The sequence below is a fragment of the Solicola agrisoli genome, assembly GCF_049059935.1.
Classification (GTDB): Bacteria; Actinomycetota; Actinomycetes; order Propionibacteriales; family Nocardioidaceae; genus JAURVT01.
Genome location: NZ_JBMGQR010000002.1, coordinates 136,945 through 152,905 on the forward strand (window position 1 = coordinate 136,945; position 15,961 = coordinate 152,905).

At 72.7% G+C, this 15,961-nt stretch carries 19 protein-coding genes; 11 read left to right on the forward strand and 8 right to left on the reverse strand.

What is annotated here, in order from left to right:
- Nucleotides 1-5 precede the first annotated feature (5 nt).
- Nucleotides 6-278 (reverse strand): MoaD family protein, encoded by a 273-nt coding sequence (locus tag ACI6PP_RS01760; RefSeq protein WP_421108543.1) that lies wholly within the window; start codon nt 276-278, stop codon nt 6-8.
- Between the two features lie 40 nt (nt 279-318).
- Complete coding sequence (locus tag ACI6PP_RS01765) at nt 319-759, reverse strand: M67 family metallopeptidase (protein ID WP_421108544.1); 441 nt, start codon at nt 757-759, stop codon at nt 319-321.
- Nucleotides 760-839: 80 nt separating this feature from the next.
- Between ACI6PP_RS01765 and ACI6PP_RS01770 the strand changes: the two genes are divergently transcribed.
- The gene (locus ACI6PP_RS01770; RefSeq protein WP_421108546.1) at nt 840-1,901 is read left to right on the forward strand and encodes a CDP-glycerol glycerophosphotransferase family protein; all 1,062 of its coding nucleotides are present in this window, start codon (nt 840-842) and stop codon (nt 1,899-1,901) included.
- Between the two features lie 60 nt (nt 1,902-1,961).
- Nucleotides 1,962-2,918, forward strand: coding sequence for a GGDEF domain-containing protein (locus tag ACI6PP_RS01775; protein ID WP_421108548.1), 957 nt, complete (start codon nt 1,962-1,964; stop codon nt 2,916-2,918).
- Nucleotides 2,919-2,921: 3 nt separating this feature from the next.
- Here the strand turns inward: ACI6PP_RS01775 and ACI6PP_RS01780 are convergent, their stop codons facing one another.
- Both ACI6PP_RS01780 and clpS read right to left on the reverse strand, forming a co-directional pair.
- On the reverse strand, nt 2,922-3,497 hold the full coding sequence (locus ACI6PP_RS01780) for a DUF2017 domain-containing protein (RefSeq protein ID WP_421108550.1): 576 nt from the start codon (nt 3,495-3,497) through the stop codon (nt 2,922-2,924).
- A complete protein-coding gene (gene clpS / locus ACI6PP_RS01785; RefSeq protein WP_421108552.1) occupies nt 3,494-3,796 on the reverse strand; it encodes an ATP-dependent Clp protease adapter ClpS in 303 nt (100 codons plus the stop codon). The genes ACI6PP_RS01780 and clpS overlap by 4 nt, the downstream gene beginning before the upstream one ends.
- A gap of 112 nt (nt 3,797-3,908) precedes the next feature.
- Between clpS and ACI6PP_RS01790 the strand changes: the two genes are divergently transcribed.
- Entirely contained in the window at nt 3,909-5,171 is a 1,263-nt protein-coding gene (locus ACI6PP_RS01790; protein ID WP_421108554.1) for a fibronectin type III domain-containing protein, read from the forward strand.
- Nucleotides 5,172-5,258: 87 nt separating this feature from the next.
- A complete protein-coding gene (locus ACI6PP_RS01795) occupies nt 5,259-6,560 on the forward strand; it encodes a nicotinate phosphoribosyltransferase (protein WP_421108556.1) in 1,302 nt (433 codons plus the stop codon).
- Here the strand turns inward: ACI6PP_RS01795 and ACI6PP_RS01800 are convergent.
- The 3 genes from ACI6PP_RS01800 to ACI6PP_RS01810 are packed head-to-tail and all read right to left on the reverse strand — an operon-like array spanning nt 6,557 to nt 8,782.
- A complete protein-coding gene (locus ACI6PP_RS01800; protein WP_421108558.1) occupies nt 6,557-7,930 on the reverse strand; it encodes a flotillin family protein in 1,374 nt (457 codons plus the stop codon). The two genes, ACI6PP_RS01795 and ACI6PP_RS01800, sit on opposite strands and share 4 nt — an antisense overlap.
- 28 nt (nt 7,931-7,958) lie before the next feature.
- Nucleotides 7,959-8,156 (reverse strand): hypothetical protein, encoded by a 198-nt coding sequence (locus ACI6PP_RS01805; RefSeq protein WP_421108559.1) that lies wholly within the window; start codon nt 8,154-8,156, stop codon nt 7,959-7,961.
- Nucleotides 8,157-8,197: 41 nt separating this feature from the next.
- Nucleotides 8,198-8,782, reverse strand: coding sequence for a helix-turn-helix domain-containing protein (locus ACI6PP_RS01810; RefSeq protein ID WP_421108561.1), 585 nt, complete (start codon nt 8,780-8,782; stop codon nt 8,198-8,200).
- Nucleotides 8,783-8,848: 66 nt separating this feature from the next.
- Here ACI6PP_RS01810 and ACI6PP_RS01815 point away from each other — a divergent pair, with 66 nt between their 5' ends.
- Both ACI6PP_RS01815 and ACI6PP_RS01820 read left to right on the forward strand, forming a co-directional pair.
- Complete coding sequence (locus ACI6PP_RS01815; protein WP_421108563.1) at nt 8,849-9,793, forward strand: NAD(P)/FAD-dependent oxidoreductase; 945 nt, start codon at nt 8,849-8,851, stop codon at nt 9,791-9,793.
- Nucleotides 9,790-10,365: a dihydrofolate reductase family protein gene (locus tag ACI6PP_RS01820; RefSeq protein WP_421108564.1), complete on the forward strand. Its 576-nt coding sequence runs from the start codon at nt 9,790-9,792 to the stop codon at nt 10,363-10,365. Before ACI6PP_RS01815 ends, ACI6PP_RS01820 begins: the two co-directional genes overlap by 4 nt.
- 24 nt (nt 10,366-10,389) lie before the next feature.
- Here the strand turns inward: ACI6PP_RS01820 and ACI6PP_RS01825 are convergent, their stop codons facing one another.
- A complete protein-coding gene (locus ACI6PP_RS01825) occupies nt 10,390-10,572 on the reverse strand; it encodes a hypothetical protein (RefSeq protein ID WP_421108566.1) in 183 nt (60 codons plus the stop codon).
- Nucleotides 10,573-10,697: 125 nt separating this feature from the next.
- On the opposite strand from ACI6PP_RS01825, the gene ACI6PP_RS01830 reads away from it, so the two are divergent.
- From ACI6PP_RS01830 to ACI6PP_RS01850, 5 genes are all read left to right on the forward strand, one after another.
- Nucleotides 10,698-11,648: a class II glutamine amidotransferase gene (locus ACI6PP_RS01830; RefSeq protein ID WP_421108568.1), complete on the forward strand. Its 951-nt coding sequence runs from the start codon at nt 10,698-10,700 to the stop codon at nt 11,646-11,648.
- 177 nt (nt 11,649-11,825) lie between these two features.
- On the forward strand, nt 11,826-13,142 hold the full coding sequence (locus ACI6PP_RS01835) for an HNH endonuclease signature motif containing protein (RefSeq protein WP_421108570.1): 1,317 nt from the start codon (nt 11,826-11,828) through the stop codon (nt 13,140-13,142).
- A gap of 118 nt (nt 13,143-13,260) precedes the next feature.
- Entirely contained in the window at nt 13,261-13,860 is a 600-nt protein-coding gene (locus tag ACI6PP_RS01840) for an RNA polymerase sigma factor (RefSeq protein ID WP_421108572.1), read from the forward strand.
- Entirely contained in the window at nt 13,860-14,303 is a 444-nt protein-coding gene (locus ACI6PP_RS01845; protein WP_421108574.1) for a hypothetical protein, read from the forward strand. The genes ACI6PP_RS01840 and ACI6PP_RS01845 overlap by 1 nt, the downstream gene beginning before the upstream one ends.
- 10 nt (nt 14,304-14,313) lie before the next feature.
- A complete protein-coding gene (locus ACI6PP_RS01850) occupies nt 14,314-15,957 on the forward strand; it encodes a S8 family serine peptidase (RefSeq protein ID WP_421108575.1) in 1,644 nt (547 codons plus the stop codon).
- Nucleotides 15,958-15,961 lie beyond the last annotated feature (4 nt).

The window sequence follows — 15,961 nt, forward strand, 5'->3', positions numbered from 1 at the left end:
TCGGCTCAGCCGCCGGCGACGGCGGGGAGGATGACGACGGTGTCGCCGTCCGACAGCGGGGTCTCCATGCCGCCGGAGAAGCGCACGTCCTCGTCGTTGACGTAGACGTTGATGAACTTGCGCACCTGACCGCCCTCGACCAGACGCTCCTTCAGGCCGCTGTGGTCGGCCTCGAGCTGGTCGATCGCCTCGGACAGCGTGGCGCCCGACGTCTGGACGGCCTTCTCGCCGCCGGTGTACGTGCGCAGGATGGTGGGGACGCGAACCTCGATGGCCATGTCTGGGGTGTCTCGCTCTCTTGGCTCGGGGTGTGGCTGGTCAGGGGTGCTGTGAAGTAGAAGCGGGGACCACGGTGATTTCTTCCTCCGTGACCTCGCCGTCGACGATCCGGAACGACCGGAAGTCGTACGGGCCGTCGTCGTTGCCGGTCTCGCGGGTGGACACGAGCACGTAGTGGGCGTTCGGCTCGTTGGCCAGGCCGATGTCGGTGCGCGACGGGTACGCCTCGGTCGCGGTGTGCGAGTGGTAGACGACCACCGGCTCCTCGTCGCGGGCGTCCATGTCCTTGTAGAGACGGAGCAGGTCCGTGGAGTCGAACTCGTAGAACGTCGGCGACATCGCCGCGTTGAGCATGGGGACGTGCCGCGTGGGCAGGTCGGACCCCTCGGCGCCCGCGACGACCCCGCAGGCCTCGTCGGGGTGGTCGCGCCGGGCGTGGGCGACGATCGCGTCGCGGATGGCCTCGTCGATGGTCAGCACGCCTCCGAGCGTATCTGCGTCCCAGCATCCGGACCGACACCGCTCGATCGGCGAGACGGGCCCCCACCTACGATCAGCAGGTGAAGATCGTGTGGAGCAGCTTCGACGGGCGTTACTCCGACAGCCCTCGGGCCCTCTACGAGGCGCTGCTCGGCCGCGACGGCCTGGAGCACACCTGGCTCGAGCACCCCGACCACGCCGCCGCCTTCCCGGCGGACGCCCGCACCGTCCCCGTCCAGGGCGAGGCGGCCGTCGCCGCGCTCGAGGACGCCGACCTCGTGGTCGCCTCGTCCCACATCGAGCTGACCTGGACCAAGAAGCCCGGCGCGACCTACCTGCAGACGTGGCACGGCACGCCGCTCAAGCGCGTCCACCACGACGTGCTCTGGGCGCCCGAGGGTCGCCTGGACTGGCTGCAGCAGGACGTCGACCGCTGGGACGCGCTGCTCTCGCCCAACGAGGTGAGCACCCCGCGCCTGCGCGGCGCGTTCGGCTTCGACGGCGACGTCTGGGAGACCGGCTACCCCCGCAACGACGCCCTGCAGGCCCCCGACCGCGACGCCGTCCGCCGTCGTGTCCGCGCCGAGCTCGGGCTGGCCGACGACACGGTCGCCGTCCTCTACGCGCCCACCTGGCGCGACGACGAGGGCTACCGCTCCGACGGCTCCCCCATCACGATGGGCCTCGACCTCGCCCGGCTCACCGAGCGGCTCGGCGACGGGTACCAGCTGCTCGTCCGCCTGCACAACCTGGTCACCGGACGCTGGGCGCACGAGGAGATCGACGGCGTCACCGACGTGTCGTACCACCCCGACATCCGCGACCTCTACCTCGCGGCCGACGTCCTCGTCACCGACTACTCCTCGGTGATGTTCGACTTCTGCGTCACCGGCAAGCCCGTCGTCTTCGACGCCTACGACCTCGAGCGCTACCGCGACTCCACGCGTGGCTTCTACTTCGACCTGCTCCCCGTCGCGCCCGGCCCGGTGCTCAGCACCACCGAGGAGGTCGGCGACGCCCTGGCCGACCTGCCGCGCCTGCGCGCCGAGCACGCGGACGCGTACACGGCGTTCGCCGACACGTTCTGCCGCCTCGAGGACGGACGCTCGACCGAGCGCGTCCTGGGACGTCTCGGCCTCTAGTCCGTCCGGATCCGCCGAATCGGGCCCCCACGGCGGTGGTCCGCCGTAGGATCCCGGACCATGGATCGTGAGGGCCCTGACGACGCGGTGCGCGACCGCGCGTTCGTCGACGCCGCGATCGGGCAGCTCGTCAACGAGCTGAGCGACTACGCCGTCCTGATCCTCGACCCCGGCGGGCACGTGTCGAGCTGGAACGCCGGCGCCGCGCGCATCAAGGGCTACACGGCCGCGGAGATCGTCGGCCGGCACTTCTCGGTCTTCTACCCCCGCGCGGACGCCGCGAGCGGCCTGTGCGACACGCTCCTCACCGAGGCCGAGATGCAGGGCCGGGCCGAGCACGAGGGCTGGCGCGTCCGCCGCGACGGCACCACCTTCTGGGCCAACGTGGTGATCACCGCGCTGCGCTCCGGCGACGGCACCCTCCTCGGCTTCGGCAAGGTCACCCGCGACCTCACCGAGCGCAGGCTGGCCGAGCAGCACCTGGAGTTCCTGGCCAACCACGACCCGCTGAGCGGCCTGGCGAACCGCCGGGCGTTCTCGCACGCCCTCGAGACGCACCTCGCCGAGGCGGGCCGCACCGCGTCCGGGTCCCTGCTGCTGCTCGACATCGACCACTTCAAGTCCGTCAACGACACGCTCGGCCACGCGGCGGGGGACGCCCTCATCCGCGAGGTGGCCGACCTGCTTCGCCAGCACGTCGGCGACCACGGCGAGCTCGCCGCACGCCTCGGGGGCGACGAGTTCGCCCTGCTGCTGTGCGAGGGCGGCGAGCAGCGCGCCGTCGAGACCGCCCGGTCGATCATCGGACGTGTGGACGCCGAGGTGCGTGGGCGCTACACCACGGTCGACCGCGAGATCACCGTCAGCGTGGGCGTGTGCGCCATCACCGACGGCCCCACGACCGCGACCAGCGTGCTCGCCGCCGCCGACCTGGCGCTCTACGACTCCAAGCGCGGCGGCCGGCACCGGTTCACCGTCGCCGAGCTGACCACCACGCGCACCCCGACCGAGGGCTGAGCCTCAGTCGATCGCGCCGACGAGCGTCTCCTGGACGTAGCCCAGCCAGTCGTAGATGTCGGACATGACGACCGTCTGCTCGTCGTCGCTCTCGGACGCGGCCTCGGCGTCCTCCTCGGTCTCGATGCCCAGGCGGACGGCCAGCGCGAGACGCAGGTCGGTGAGCGAGCGCAGCCACGACTGCACCTCGCCCGGGTCGAGCTCGACCTCGACGGGCGCGGTGTCGGCGTCGTCGGGATCCATGCCGCCGCGCACGAGGGACTCGATGACGACCTCGGCGTTGGCCACCTTGGCCGTCGACAGACCGCGCTCGGTGTAGCGGCGGAAGTCGCCGGAGGCCTCGTCGTCGTCGCTGTACCCGTCGGGCAGGAGCCGGTGGAGCACGGGGTCCTCGGGCGGCAGGTGCGACGCCGCCGGCGCGAGCTGGTCGAACAACGGGTCGGGCGACGACTCGCTCGGCCCGGTGCGGTCCTGCAGCAGCTCGACGACCTGACCGAGGAGGTTGCGCAGCAGGTGCGCCTCGGTGGGCTCGAAGACGCCCACGATGCCGCCGCGGCGTCGTCGCTTGAAGGGCTTCACTGGGAGCCGGACTTCTCGAGGGTGGCCCACAGGCCGTAGTCGTGCATGGCCTGCACGTGGCGCTCCATCTCCTCGCGGCTGCCGCTGGCGACCGCAGACCGGCCGTCGTGGTGCACCTCGAGCATGAGCTTCTCGGCCTTGGCGTCGGAGTAGCCGAAGTAGGACCGGAAGACGTAGGCCACGTACGACATCAGGTTCACCGGGTCGTTCCAGACCAGGGTGACCCAGGGCAGGTCGGGCTCCACCACGAGATCGGTCTCGGGGCGGTCGAGCTCGACGGGCGCGGGGCTTGCAGCCATTGCCCCATTGTGGCAACCCCGGGCACCGATGGCGACAGCGCCGTCCGCCGTCGGCGTATCACCGACGGCGTCCCGTGCTCCTGAGCGGCATCGACCACCCAGGAGGACCACCATGCACCGCTCCACGCTCCACCGACCGGCCGTCGCCCTGCTGGCGACGGGCGGCCTGCTCGCCGGCGTCCTCGCCGGTGGCTCCGCCGTCGCCGACAACGTCAACACCGGCCCGACGTCGGTCGTCGCCGGCGTCGACACCGGGCTGGCCCAGCCCGCCGGCGTCCACCGCATCGCCAACGGCACCACCTACGCCACCAGCTCGGCCGGGGCCAGCGTCACGGTCTACGCACCGGGCGCCTCGGGCAACGCGGACCCCGTCCGCACGATCAAGGGCGCCGCGACCAAGCTCTCCACGCCGACCGGGGTCGACGTCGACGCCAACGGGTTCATCTACGTCGCGAACTTCGGAACGTCCTCGATCACCGTCTACGCCCCCAACGCCAACGGCGACGCCGCCCCCGTCACCACGATCTCCGGTGCGGCCACGACCCTGTCCGCGCCCGTCGGCATCGACGTGGACCCCGACGGCACCGTCTACGTGACCAGCGCGGCCTCGGTCCTCACCTTCGGCCCGTCGGCCACCGGGAACACCGCGCCCAGCAGGCGGATCGCGGGTGCCTCGACCGGCCTGGTCGGCCCGCGTGGTGTCGTCCACCAGGCCGACGGCGACCTCGCGGTCGCCGACCCCGCGAGCAACCGCGTCTCGACCTTTGGCGCGGGCGCGAACGGCAACGTCGCTCCCGATCTCGCGATCGTGGGCGGGGCGACCGGGCTCTCGCAGCCGACCGGCATCGGTCAGGACGACACCGGCAGGCTCTACGTGTCCAACGTCGGCACCAGCACCGTCACGACCTATCCCCAGGGCGCCGACGGCAACGTGGCCCCGCAGCGCGCCCTCACCGGTGCCGCGACCGGCATGAGCCAGCCGTTCGCGGTCCAGGTGAGCGCCGACCGCCGCATCGTGACCGCCAACTTCGGCAACAGCAGCCTGCGCACGTTCGCCCCGCTGTTCACCAAGGTCGTCGCCAAGGCGCCGAGCAAGCCCCGCAACCTGCGGGTCTCGGGCAAGGCCCGCAGCAAGAAGCGCGTCGTCCGCTGGTCGGTCCCGTCGTCCACCGGCGGCGCGACGATCACCGGCTACCGGATCACGGTCAGCCACCAGGGCAAGGCCGTGCTCACGCGCACCGTCTCGGCCGGGGCCCGCAAGGCGACGCTGAAGCGATCGCGGCTGGTGCGGGGCAGGAACCGGATCGTGGTTCGGGCGACCAACAAGGCCGGCAGCGGCAAGGCCGCGGTCACGACGATCCGCGTCAGGAAGTAGCGCAGCCCCCACGCTCCTGGGGTCCGTCCCGTCCGGGGGGAGGGACGGACCCCAGGCTTCCTGCTGCCCACGCCCTACGCTGTGGCGGTGACGTCCACCGCGCTGCTGACGGACCAGTACGAGCTGACGATGCTGCAGGCGTCGCTGGCGAACGGGACGGCCCACCGCCGCTCGGTGTTCGAGGTCTTCGCCCGCCGTCTGCCCAGCGGCCGCCGCTACGGCGTGGTCGCCGGGCTCGGTCGCGTGCTGGACGCGATCGAGGCGTTCCGCTTCGACGACGCCGCCCTGACGTTCCTGCGCGACCGCGCGATCGTCGACGCCCCGACGCTCGACTGGCTGGCCGACTACCGCTTCTCCGGCGACGTGTGGGGGTACGCCGAGGGCGAGGTCTACTTCCCCGGGTCGCCCGTGCTCGTCGTGGAGGGCACGTTCGCCGAGGCCGTCGTGCTGGAGACGGTGGTGCTGTCGATCCTCAACCACGACTCGGCCATCGCGTCCGCGGCGGCCCGGATGGCCGGGGCAGCCGGCACCCGTCCGTGCATCGAGATGGGCTCGCGCCGCACGCACGAGGGCGCGGCCGTCGCGGCCGCGCGGGCGGCGTACGTCGCCGGGTTCGCCTCGACGTCCAACCTCGCCGCGGGTGCGGCGCACGGCATCCCGACGGTCGGCACGAGCGCCCACTCCTTCACCCTGCTGCACGACACCGAGCGCCAGGCCTTCACTGCGCAGGTCGAGTCGCTCGGCACGGGCACCACCCTGCTCGTCGACACCTACGACGTCGCGGAGGCCGTACGCATCGGCGTCGACGTGGCCGGCACCGGGCTCGGCGCGGTGCGCCTGGACTCCGGCGACCTGCTGGAGATGGCCGGCACCGTCCGCCGCCAGCTCGACGAGCTCGGTGCCACGGGCACACGCATCACCGTCACGAGCGACCTCGACGAGCACGCGATCGCCGCGCTCGCCGCCGCGCCCGTCGACGGCTACGGCGTGGGCACGAAGCTCGTCACCGGCTCCGGCCACCCGACCTGCGGGTTCGTCTACAAGCTGGTGGCGCGCGGCGGTGACGAGCCCGGCTCGGAGCTGGTCTCGGTGGCCAAGCGCAGCAAGGACAAGGCCTCGGTCGGCGGACGCAAGTACGCGCTGCGCCGCCGCGACGCCCGCGGCACCGCCGAGGCCGAGGTCGTGGGCATCGGCGTGCCGCCGGAGGACGACGGCGACGACCGCGCGCTGCTCGTGCCGCTCGTCGAGGACGGCGTGCGCGTCGACCACTCGACCCTGGACGACGCACGCGCACGCCTGCAGGCCTCGCTCGCCGAGCTGCCCGACCGCGCCCGTCAGCTGTCGCGGGGCGAGCCCGCGATCGAGACGCAGTACGTCGGCGGCCGCTAGGCCGTCGGCGCCGGGGCCTCGTCGCCGTTCTGCTCGGCGGGCGTCGCGGACGTCTCGGGCCGGGCGCCGCCGATCGAGTCCATCAGCTGGCGTGCCAGCCCGAAGCCGGCGCCGCCCATCGTCATGGCCTTGCCCAGCATGTCCTCGACGCCGTCGGCACCGTTCAGCACGACCATCGTGCCGACCTTCTCGAACGACGACGCCGCCGCGGTGACGATGGCCGGGTAGTTCTCGGCCATCTGCTGGGCGACGACCGCGTCGGAGTTGACCGCGAGCGCCTCGGCGCGCGCCTTGATGCCGGCGGCCTCGGCCTCGCCCTTGGCCTGGATCGCGGCGGCCTCGGCCTGGCCCCTGAGCTTGATCGCCTCGGCGTCGGCCGCACCGCCCAGCGTGGTCTCCTGGGCCTGGCCCTGCGCGGCCGCGATGCGGGCGTCGCGCTCGCCCTCGGCGGTGACGCGGGCCTGGTAGGCGGCGGCGTCGGCGGGCTTGCGGACCGTCGAGTCGAGCGTGCGGTCGGTGCGCTGCGCGTCGAGCTCGGCGGTCTCGGTCTCGGCGCGGACGACCTCGCGGCGGGCCCTGGCCTCGGCGAGCGGGCCCGCCTGCGCGGCCTCGTTCGCGGCGGTGTCGACCTCGGCCTGGTAGCCCTCCTGCTTGATGCGGGAGTCGCGGACGGCCTGGGCGTTGTTGGCGTTGGCCGCCTGCTCGGCGGCGGTGGCGTCCTGGTTGCGCGCCGCGGCGGCGATGCGCGCCTTGGCCTCGACGTCGGCGGCCTGCGGCTTGCCGAGGTTGGCGATGTAGTTGGAGCTGTCGTTGATCTCCTGGATCTGCAGGGAGTCGACGACGAGACCGAGCTTCTGCAGGTCGTCGGCGAGCGAGGTGCGGATGTTGGCGGTGAGGACCTCGCGGTTGTGGAGCATCTCCTCGACGGTCATGCCGCCGACGATGGCGCGCAGGTGACCGGCGAACAGCTCGTGGATCGTCGACTGCATCTCCTCGGCGGACTGCTCCAGGAAGCGGCGGGCCGCGTTGGCGATCGAGGACAGGTCGTCGCCGATCTTGTAGGCGACGACGCCGCGCACCTTCAGCGGGATCGACTGGTTGGAGACCGCGTCGACCTCCATGCCCGTGGAGCGGATGTCGAGCGGCAGCCGGCGGACCGTCTGGAACCCCGGGATCACCATCGTGCCGCGGCCGACGACGATCTTGAACGCCAGGCTGTCGAGCCGCGTGCCGTTGTCGCCGTGGGCGCCCAGGCCCGAGATGATCAGCGCCTCGTTGGGCTCGGCCACCCGCCACACGGTCTTGAGGAGCAGCACGAGGACGAGGACGACACCGAGGCCGACGGCCACCGGGATGACGAAACCGGGCATGGGTCCAGCTTTCCGTTGAGGGTCGGGTCTAGGACGTCGGCGCGACGCGGACGCTGCGGGGCGGGTCGTACTCCATCACCAGGACGGTGTCGCCCACGGCCATCTGGTCACCGGGGACGTAGGGGTAGGCGTAGAACGCCTCGACTCCCCCGCGCACCGCCACCATGACCTCGCCCACGAGACCGGGGCCGATCGCACCGGTGACGCGTCCGGTCCTGCCGTGCATGCGTGGCTCCAGGGGTTTGGTCCGCCGGTCGGCTGGCCAGACTAACGGGACTTGGCCCGGACGTGCATGCGTTCCCCCTGCGGCCCGAAGAGGCTGAGGATCTCGGCGGGCTCGGTGCCGATCACGCCGAACCAGTGCGGCACGCGGGTGTCGAACTCGACCACCTCGCCCGGCCCCAGCTCGATGTCGTGCTCGCCGAGGAGCAGCCGGATGCGTCCGGAGAGCACGTACAGCCACTCGTAGCCCTCGTGCACCTGCTGCTCGGGCTCGGTGCGGCGGGTGGACGGAGGGATGACGAACTTGTAGGCCTGCACCCCGCCCGGTCGTCGCGTCAGCGGGATGATCGTCTGCCCGCCCTTGCGGATCGGGCGCTGGTGCACGCGGGGGTCGCCGGTGGCAGGGGCGTCGACGAGCTCGTCGAGCGGCACCTGGTGGGCGCGGGCCAGCGGGAGCAGCAGCTCGAGGGTCGGACGCCGTCCGCCGGACTCCAGGCGCGACAGGGTGCTTACCGAGATGCCCGTGGTGGAGGAGAGCTGGGCCAGGGTGGCGCCCCGCTCGAGCCGGAGCGCGCGCAGGCGCGGGCCGACCGAGCCGAGCACGTCGTCGAGGTCGGAGTCGTCGTCCATGCGCTGATCTTGCCACTTCGGCAACGATGCTTGTCAATACCGCACGGGCTGACGCATCGTCGGGGCATGGACGAGACATACGACGTGGTGGTCATCGGTGGCGGCGCAGCCGGCCTGAGCGGGGCGGTGGCGCTGGCGCGCTCACGGCGCTCGGTGCTGGTGGTGGACGCGGGCTCGCCCCGCAACGCACCGGCCGACGGGGTGCACAACTACCTGGGACGCGAGGGGACGTCCCCCACCGAGCTGGTGGCGATCGGACGCACCGAGGCCGAGGGGTACGGCGCGCACGTGGTGGACGGCGAGGTGACGTCGGCGAGCCGCACCGACGGCGGGTTCGGGCTCGGCCTCGCCGACGGTCGGTCGGTGCGCGCGCGGCGCCTCCTGGGTGCGACGGGCCTCGTCGACGAGCTGCCCGACCTCCCCGGCCTGGCCGAGGGCTGGGGCAGCGACGTCCTGCACTGCCCGTACTGCCACGGCTACGAGGTGCGCGACCAGGCGGTCGGCGTGCTGTCGACCGGACCCATGACCTCCCACAAGGCCCTGATGTTCCGCCAGCTGAGCGACGACGTCGTCCTGCTCCAGCACACCGGCCCCGCCCTCACCGGCGAGGAGCGTGAGCAGCTGGCAGCCCGCGGGGTGCGGGTGGTCGAGGGCGAGGTCGCCGCGGTCGAGCGCACGGACGGCCGGCTGACCGGCGTGCGTCTGGTCTCCGGCGAGGTGGTCCCGATGCAGGCGCTCGTCGTCGCCCCGCGGTTCCTCGCCCGTCCAGGCCCGCTCGCCGACCTCGGCGTCACGACGTCCGACCTCGAGGTGGCCGGCCACGTCATCGGCAGCCAGGTGGTCGCCGACCCGATGGGCGCCACCGAGGTGCCGGGCGTGTGGGTGGCGGGCAACGTCGCCAACGCGATGGCCCAGGTGGTGGTGGCGGCCGGGCAGGGGCTGATGGCGGGCGCGGCCATCAACGGCGACCTGATCGCCGAGGACGCCAGGGCTGCCACCATGGCGTCATGACCCAGCGCTCGCTCGTCTACTTCGTCGCCGTCAGCCTCGACGGGAGGATCGCCGGCCCCGACGGGTCGTTCGACTCGTTCCCGATGGACCAGGAGTACCTCGGCGCGCTCGCGAGCGAGTGGGGCGACGGGTTCCCGACCGCGTTCCACCAGGCCACCGGCAGCACCCCTCCCGGGACCCGGTGGGACACCGTCCTGATGGGACGGGGCACGTTTCAGCCGGCGATCGACGCGGGCATCGAGAGCCCGTACGCCCACCTGACGCAGTACGTGTTCTCCTCCACGCTCCGCGCCGAGGACCACCCGGGGGTCCAGGTCGTCGACGAGGACCCGCTCGCGTTCGTCCGCCGCCTGAAGGCCGAGCCGGGCGGCGACATCTGGCTGTGCGGCGGTGGACGCCTGGCCGGCGCGCTCGCTCCGGAGGTCGACCGGCTCGTGCTCAAGCTCAACCCCGTCGTCCTCGGCGCGGGCATCCCCCTCGTCGACGGCGCGTTCGACCCGTCCGTCTGGCGCCTCGTCGCGTCACGCGTCCACGAGATCGGCGTCGTCGTGCTCACCTACGAGCGCGCCTGAGGATCCCCGCGAGCGCTGCGCCGGTCAGAGCCAGTTGACGACCACGGGGCACCCGGGCGCGTGCCACTCGCGCGACACCTCGACGCCGCGGTCGAAGGCGACCTCCCGGTGCCAGTCCGGGCAGTGCGGGCACGACGTCGCGATGTCGTCGGACTCGAAGTCGACCGCGGTCTCCTCACCGCCGACGTCGTCCACGTGGTCCACCATGACGGTCATCCTCTCCCACCAACATCTTGCACACAAGACATTCGACGCCGACATCCCGGTGGACGGGTGGGCCAGGCGAGGCCGACCGGGGCGGACGGCGGTGCCGGAGCCCTAGGGTGACCCCTGTGTGTCGAGTCCTCGCCTACGTCGGCCCCGAGCTCCCGCTGGGGAGCCTGCTCCTCGAGCCCGGGAACAGCCTGATCAACCAGACCCTGGATCCCGAGCGTCACCCGCTGCTGCAGCTCGCGGGCTGGGGGTTCGGTGCCTGGAGCGAGCACCTGCTGGAGCCCGACACACCACTGATCTACCGGCGACCGACCGCAGCGTTCTACGACGACAACGTGCAGCGGATCATCCCGAGCCTGCGGGCCAACACCCTGCTCGCGCACGTGAGAGCGGCGGACTACGACGCGGCCGCCGTCGTGACGGACGAGAACTGCCACCCGTTCTCCTACCAGGGGACGCCCTGGATCATCGCCCAGAACGGCGACGTGCCGAGCTGGAGGGTCCTGCAGCGCGAGCTGCTGCCCCACTGCGCGGACCGGTACCTCGAGCAGATGCGGGGCACGACCGACACCGAGTTCGTCTACGTCCTGCTGCTGTCGCTGCTCGACGGCGACAGCGACGACGACGTCCAGCGCGCGTTCGAGACCTTGCTCGGGCTCATCGTCGGCGCGATGGAGAAGCTCGACCTCGTGGCACTCACCAAGCTGAAGATCGCCCTGGTCGCCCCCCACCGGATCATCGGCGTCAACGTCGGCTCGGGGCACCACGGCGAGACCGCTCCGGAGGGCGACTGGAGGGAGCTGCTGACGTCCGGACCGGGCACCGACGACTACGCGCTCGGCATGCTCCTGGAGCCGATGTACATGCTCACCGGCCGCGACTTCGAGAACTACGAGACGTCCTACGACGTCGACGTGTGCGACGTCGACGAGGCCACGTCCGTCATCTTCGCCTCCGAGCCCCTGACCGAGAACACCGAGGACTGGTGGGAGCTGGAGTTCGGCCACATCGTGTTCCTCGAGCGGACGGACTCCGGGATCACGAGGAGGGTCGCCCGGCTCGACGTGTAGTCGGGCCGACGGCCGGCCCGTCGCTCGCGAACCAGCCAGGCGGATCAGCAGGCGGTCCGGCGAGGCGCCGCGGGGCGATTGTGGACAACCCGCAGCGTTCGGTCCGTCGAGCGGCGTTCGGGCCGCTCCACGTCCACACCGTTGCGAACGTGTGTTCGACTGTCGTAAAATGAGTCCATGACGGTCACCGCTCTCCCGCTCACCGAGCACCCCGCGTTCGCGGTGCTCGCGGCGGTCGAGATCGCCCTCGATGGAGGCGACCTGTCGGTGTTCGACGGGCTGTCCGCAGAGGATGCGACGCAGGTCGCGGCCCGGTGGGCGCGGGTGCAGGCTCGGGTGTCGGCGCACGCGGTGGCCGCGACGCGGGCCGTCCACCACTCGGGTGCGGCTCAGAAGGCCGGTGCGACGTCAACCGGGTCGCTGATGGCCGGCCAGTTCGGTGGCGACCGCCACGCGGCCGCGCGTGACGTGCATCTGGGCGATGACCTCGAGAAGGCCAGGACCACCGAGAACGCCCTCGCGAAGGGTCGGGTGACCAAGGACCAGGCTGCCCTGATCGCCAGGACCGTCGCAGGGCTCCCCGAACAGCTGCCTGAGGTCACGAGGGTCCGGTGCGAGCGGGCGCTGATCGAGGACGCACAGACCCTGACGATGCCCGACCTGCGACGCCGGGCCGACCGGATCACCGACGTCTTCAAGCCGGCCGACCAGGTCGACGTCGACGAGGGCCAGCTCGTGCGCGACCGCGAACGCGACGCGTACGCCCGGTCGGAGTTCTGGATGCAGGACCAGGCCGACGGCACCTGGGTCGGCCGCTTCCGCCTCCCCGAAGCCCAGGCCGGGTTCCTCAAGCACGCCCTCGACCGGTTCACCGCACCCCGCCGCCGCCACCTCGACCACGGGCAGGCCGCCGAGGACCTCACCTACTCCCAGCGCCAAGGCCGGGCGTTCACCTCACTGGTCGAGCACCTGCCCACCGACGGGCTCCCCGACGCCGGCGGCAGTGGACTCGTCGTGACCGTGAACGTCGACCTGGACACGCTGGCCACCGGCACCGGCGTCGGCACCACCTCGACCGGCCAGCGCATGTCCGCCGGCGAGGTCCGCCGGGCCGCCTGCCGGGCCGGGATCATTCCCCAGGTCCTCGGCGGAGCGTCCCTGCCCCTCGACCTGGGCCGCACCCAGAGATTGTTCAACCGGGCCCAGCGGTTGGCCCTGGCCCACCGCGACGGCGGCTGTGCGTTCCCCGACTGCGACCGCCCACCGTCCTGGACCGAGGCCCACCACGCACGCGAACCCTGGTCCCACGGCGGCAGCACGGATCTGGACGACGGCGTCCTGCTCTGCCCGTTCCACCACCGCACCGTCCACGACGACGGATGGACCATCACCTTCGACACCGACGACAGACGGCCGGCGTTCGTCCCACCCGCGCGCCTCGATCCGTACCGGAGACCGAGGACGAACACCCGATACCGACCCAAGCGGGACTGAGCAGCCCGCAGACCGATGACACGCGCGTGCGGCAGGCGCTACCTTGCTGTGCACCTGATGGATGTATCAGGCGGACCTCGGGACAGTCCTTCCTCGTATGACCAGGATGCCGACGTCGATGCCCGAGCCAGCCACGCGAGTCCCACCGTCCGACGAGCCCGACCTGTGGTCGTCGGCCGCCGCCGACTTCACCGCGTGGCGCGACGGCGAGCCGGCGGCGCTCGACCGGCTGGTCCGCGCGCTGACGCCGGTGCTGTGGCACGTCGTGCGGGCCGCGGGACTGGAGGAGGCGCGGGCCGAGGACGTCGTGCAGTCGACCTGGATGACGCTGGTGCGCCGGGGCGACAGCGTCAGCGACCCCCGCGCCGTCGGGTCGTGGCTCACCACGACGGCCAGGCGTGAGGCGTGGCGGGTCGCGAAGGCCGAGGGCAGGGCGCGCCCGGTGGAGGACGACGAGCTCGCGCGCCGCGTCCCCGACGCCAGGTCCGCCGAGTCCGACGCGCTCGAGGCCGACGAGCACGACCGTCTGTGGCGCTGCGTGCACCGGCTGTCCGAGCGCTGCGTCCGGCTGATCCGGGTGGTCGCGTTCGACCAGCGTCCCGACTACGCGGGTCTCGCCGAGGTGCTGCAGATGCCCGTCGGCAGCATCGGGCCCACCCGTCGTCGCTGCCTGGACAAGCTGCGGGCCGAGCTCGCCGCGGACGGGGTCGGTGCGTGATGGACGACGACGAGCTGCTGCGCGAGGTCGCCGACCTCTGGCGCCGGCGCGACCCCGTCCCCGACGGCCTCGCCGAGCGGGTGCTGGTCGAGATCGCGCTGGACGACCTCGACGCCGAGCACGAGCTCCTGGTGCTCGTCGAGGACCAGCAGACGGCCGTCCGGGGAGACGGCCCCCGCTCCACCTACGCCTTCGACGGCACCGAGACGCACCTGCTCCTGCGCATCGCCGACGTCGACGGAGGCCGTCGCGTCGACGGGTGGGTCGCTCCGGCGATGCCCATGACCGCCCGGCTGCGGCAGGCCGGCACCACCTACGAGGCCGTGGTCGACGAGCGCGGCCGCTTCGAGCTCCCCCGCGTGACCCCCGGCCCCAGCCGGCTCTGGCTCACGCCCACCGGCGGCGACGGGCCGCTGCTCGCCACCCCCTCCTTCGCGATCTGAGGACCCACCGATGGCCAACGACAAGCCCGCCCCCGTCACCCAGCCCCGTCGCGAGGCCCTGCTGGCCCGCGAGCCCGACCTCCCCACCCGCGAGGTCCTCGACTCGATCGGCGGGCGCCTGCTCGACCCGTCGACCTCGGTCGTCGTCGAGGGGGTGGAGCCCCGTCCCACCGCCTACGTCGGCGCGACGCTGGTGCTCTCGACGCTGGTCGACGAGGCAGCGACGATCGCCCTGCTCGAGCGGGCCGCCAAGGGCCTGTCCTGGACGGTCGCCCCCGACCCCACCTTCACCGCGGCGCGGGTGCCCGAGCCCGAGCGGACACGGAGCCGGCTCCGGCGCGCCGAACGACTGCCGTGGGCCACGGGCGAGCTCGGGGTGCAGCGCCTGGTCATCACCGCCGTGCCCGGCGGGGTGGCGACGGTGCCCGATGCGTGGGTGCTGCTGCAGCGGGCCCGCGCCCTCGCCGGACGGGAGGCGCTGCGCGGCGTCGGCCTCGACCACGTGGTGCAGTCGGGGGCGTTCCAACCGGCGCCGTACCACGGCTCCCACCCGTACCACGGGTCGCACGGCGAGGGCACCGAGAGCTACGCCCGGGCCGGCAGCGGCGGCCTGCAGCCCGTCGCCTACGTGGGCCCGCAGCCCGTCCGGCAGCCCGACCCCGTGCCGGGCCGCCGCGTCGTCGTCGGGCTGCTCGACACCGGGTGCGGCGCGCACGACTGGCTGGGCGGGGACGTCGTCGACCGCGCCGTGCAGTCGGCCGGCGAGACCATCGGGTACGACGACCCGCTCACCGCACCCGAGGACCACGGCGACCTGATGGGCCCGCTCGACGGTGCGCTCGACGAGCTGTCGGGGCACGGCACCTTCATCGCCGGCCTCGTCCACCAGCAGTGCCCGGACGCCCAGCTGCTCGCCTGGCGGATCGTCACCTCGGAGGGCGCGATCCGCGAGAGCGACCTGCTCCTCGCCCTCACGCGCATCACGACGATGGTGTCGCTGGCCTACGACGACCAGCCGGGCGGCCACCTGCTCGACGTGCTGAGCCTGTCGATGGGCTACTACCACGAGACCCCCGCCGACGACGCCCTCGTCGACCAGACGTTCTCCGAGCTGCTCGGGGTGCTCGGCGCCTGCGGCACCGTCGTGGTCTGCTCGGCCGGCAACGACGCGACCGACCGACCGGTCTTCCCCGCGGCGTTCGGCCCGTGGGTCGGCGGCACGTCGCCGATCCCGCCCATCCCGGGCGTGGTGCCCCCGGTGTCGGTGGGCGCCCTCAACCCCAACGGCACGGTCGCCCTGTTCAGCAATACCGGACCGTGGGTGCAGACCTACGTCAAGGGCGCCGCGGTGATGAGCACGGTCCCGACGACGTTCCAGGGCGGGTTCCTCCCCGCCGCGGCCACGCAGGCGCACGGGCTGCGACGCGAGGCGATCGACCCCGACGACTTCAGCTCGGGGTTCGCGGTCTGGAGCGGTACCTCGTTCGCCGCTCCCCTGCTCGCCGGTCGCCTCGCCCGGCAGCTGTGCGACGACCTCGCGACGCCGGAGAAGACGCCGTCGGCCGACGCCGCGGTGGCCCGGGCGGAGAAGGCCACCGCCGCGGTCCTCGAACGCACGAGCAAGGAGATGACGGTCGCGACCGTGCCGGCCTGACCGT

Excerpts from the sequence above, each read along its gene's own strand:
- ACI6PP_RS01815 (WP_421108563.1), top strand. The coding sequence starts at position 8,849 with ATGGACGAGACATACGACGTGGTGGTCATCGGTGGCGGCGCAGCCGGC.
- ACI6PP_RS01790 (WP_421108554.1), top strand. The coding sequence starts at position 3,909 with ATGCACCGCTCCACGCTCCACCGACCGGCCGTCGCCCTGCTGGCGACG.
- ACI6PP_RS01840 (WP_421108572.1), top strand. The coding sequence starts at position 13,261 with ATGCCCGAGCCAGCCACGCGAGTCCCACCGTCCGACGAGCCCGACCTG.
- ACI6PP_RS01810 (WP_421108561.1), bottom strand. The coding sequence starts at position 8,782 with ATGGACGACGACTCCGACCTCGACGACGTGCTCGGCTCGGTCGGCCCG.
- ACI6PP_RS01805 (WP_421108559.1), bottom strand. The coding sequence starts at position 8,156 with ATGCACGGCAGGACCGGACGCGTCACCGGTGCGATCGGCCCCGGTCTC.
- ACI6PP_RS01845 (WP_421108574.1), top strand. The coding sequence starts at position 13,860 with ATGGACGACGACGAGCTGCTGCGCGAGGTCGCCGACCTCTGGCGCCGG.
- ACI6PP_RS01775 (WP_421108548.1), top strand. The coding sequence starts at position 1,962 with ATGGATCGTGAGGGCCCTGACGACGCGGTGCGCGACCGCGCGTTCGTC.
- ACI6PP_RS01800 (WP_421108558.1), bottom strand. The coding sequence starts at position 7,930 with ATGCCCGGTTTCGTCATCCCGGTGGCCGTCGGCCTCGGTGTCGTCCTC.
- clpS (WP_421108552.1), bottom strand. The coding sequence starts at position 3,796 with ATGGCTGCAAGCCCCGCGCCCGTCGAGCTCGACCGCCCCGAGACCGAT.
- ACI6PP_RS01820 (WP_421108564.1), top strand. The coding sequence starts at position 9,790 with ATGACCCAGCGCTCGCTCGTCTACTTCGTCGCCGTCAGCCTCGACGGG.
- ACI6PP_RS01760 (WP_421108543.1), bottom strand. The coding sequence starts at position 278 with ATGGCCATCGAGGTTCGCGTCCCCACCATCCTGCGCACGTACACCGGC.
- ACI6PP_RS01850 (WP_421108575.1), top strand. The coding sequence starts at position 14,314 with ATGGCCAACGACAAGCCCGCCCCCGTCACCCAGCCCCGTCGCGAGGCC.
- ACI6PP_RS01825 (WP_421108566.1), bottom strand. The coding sequence starts at position 10,572 with ATGGTGGACCACGTGGACGACGTCGGCGGTGAGGAGACCGCGGTCGAC.
- ACI6PP_RS01835 (WP_421108570.1), top strand. The coding sequence starts at position 11,826 with ATGACGGTCACCGCTCTCCCGCTCACCGAGCACCCCGCGTTCGCGGTG.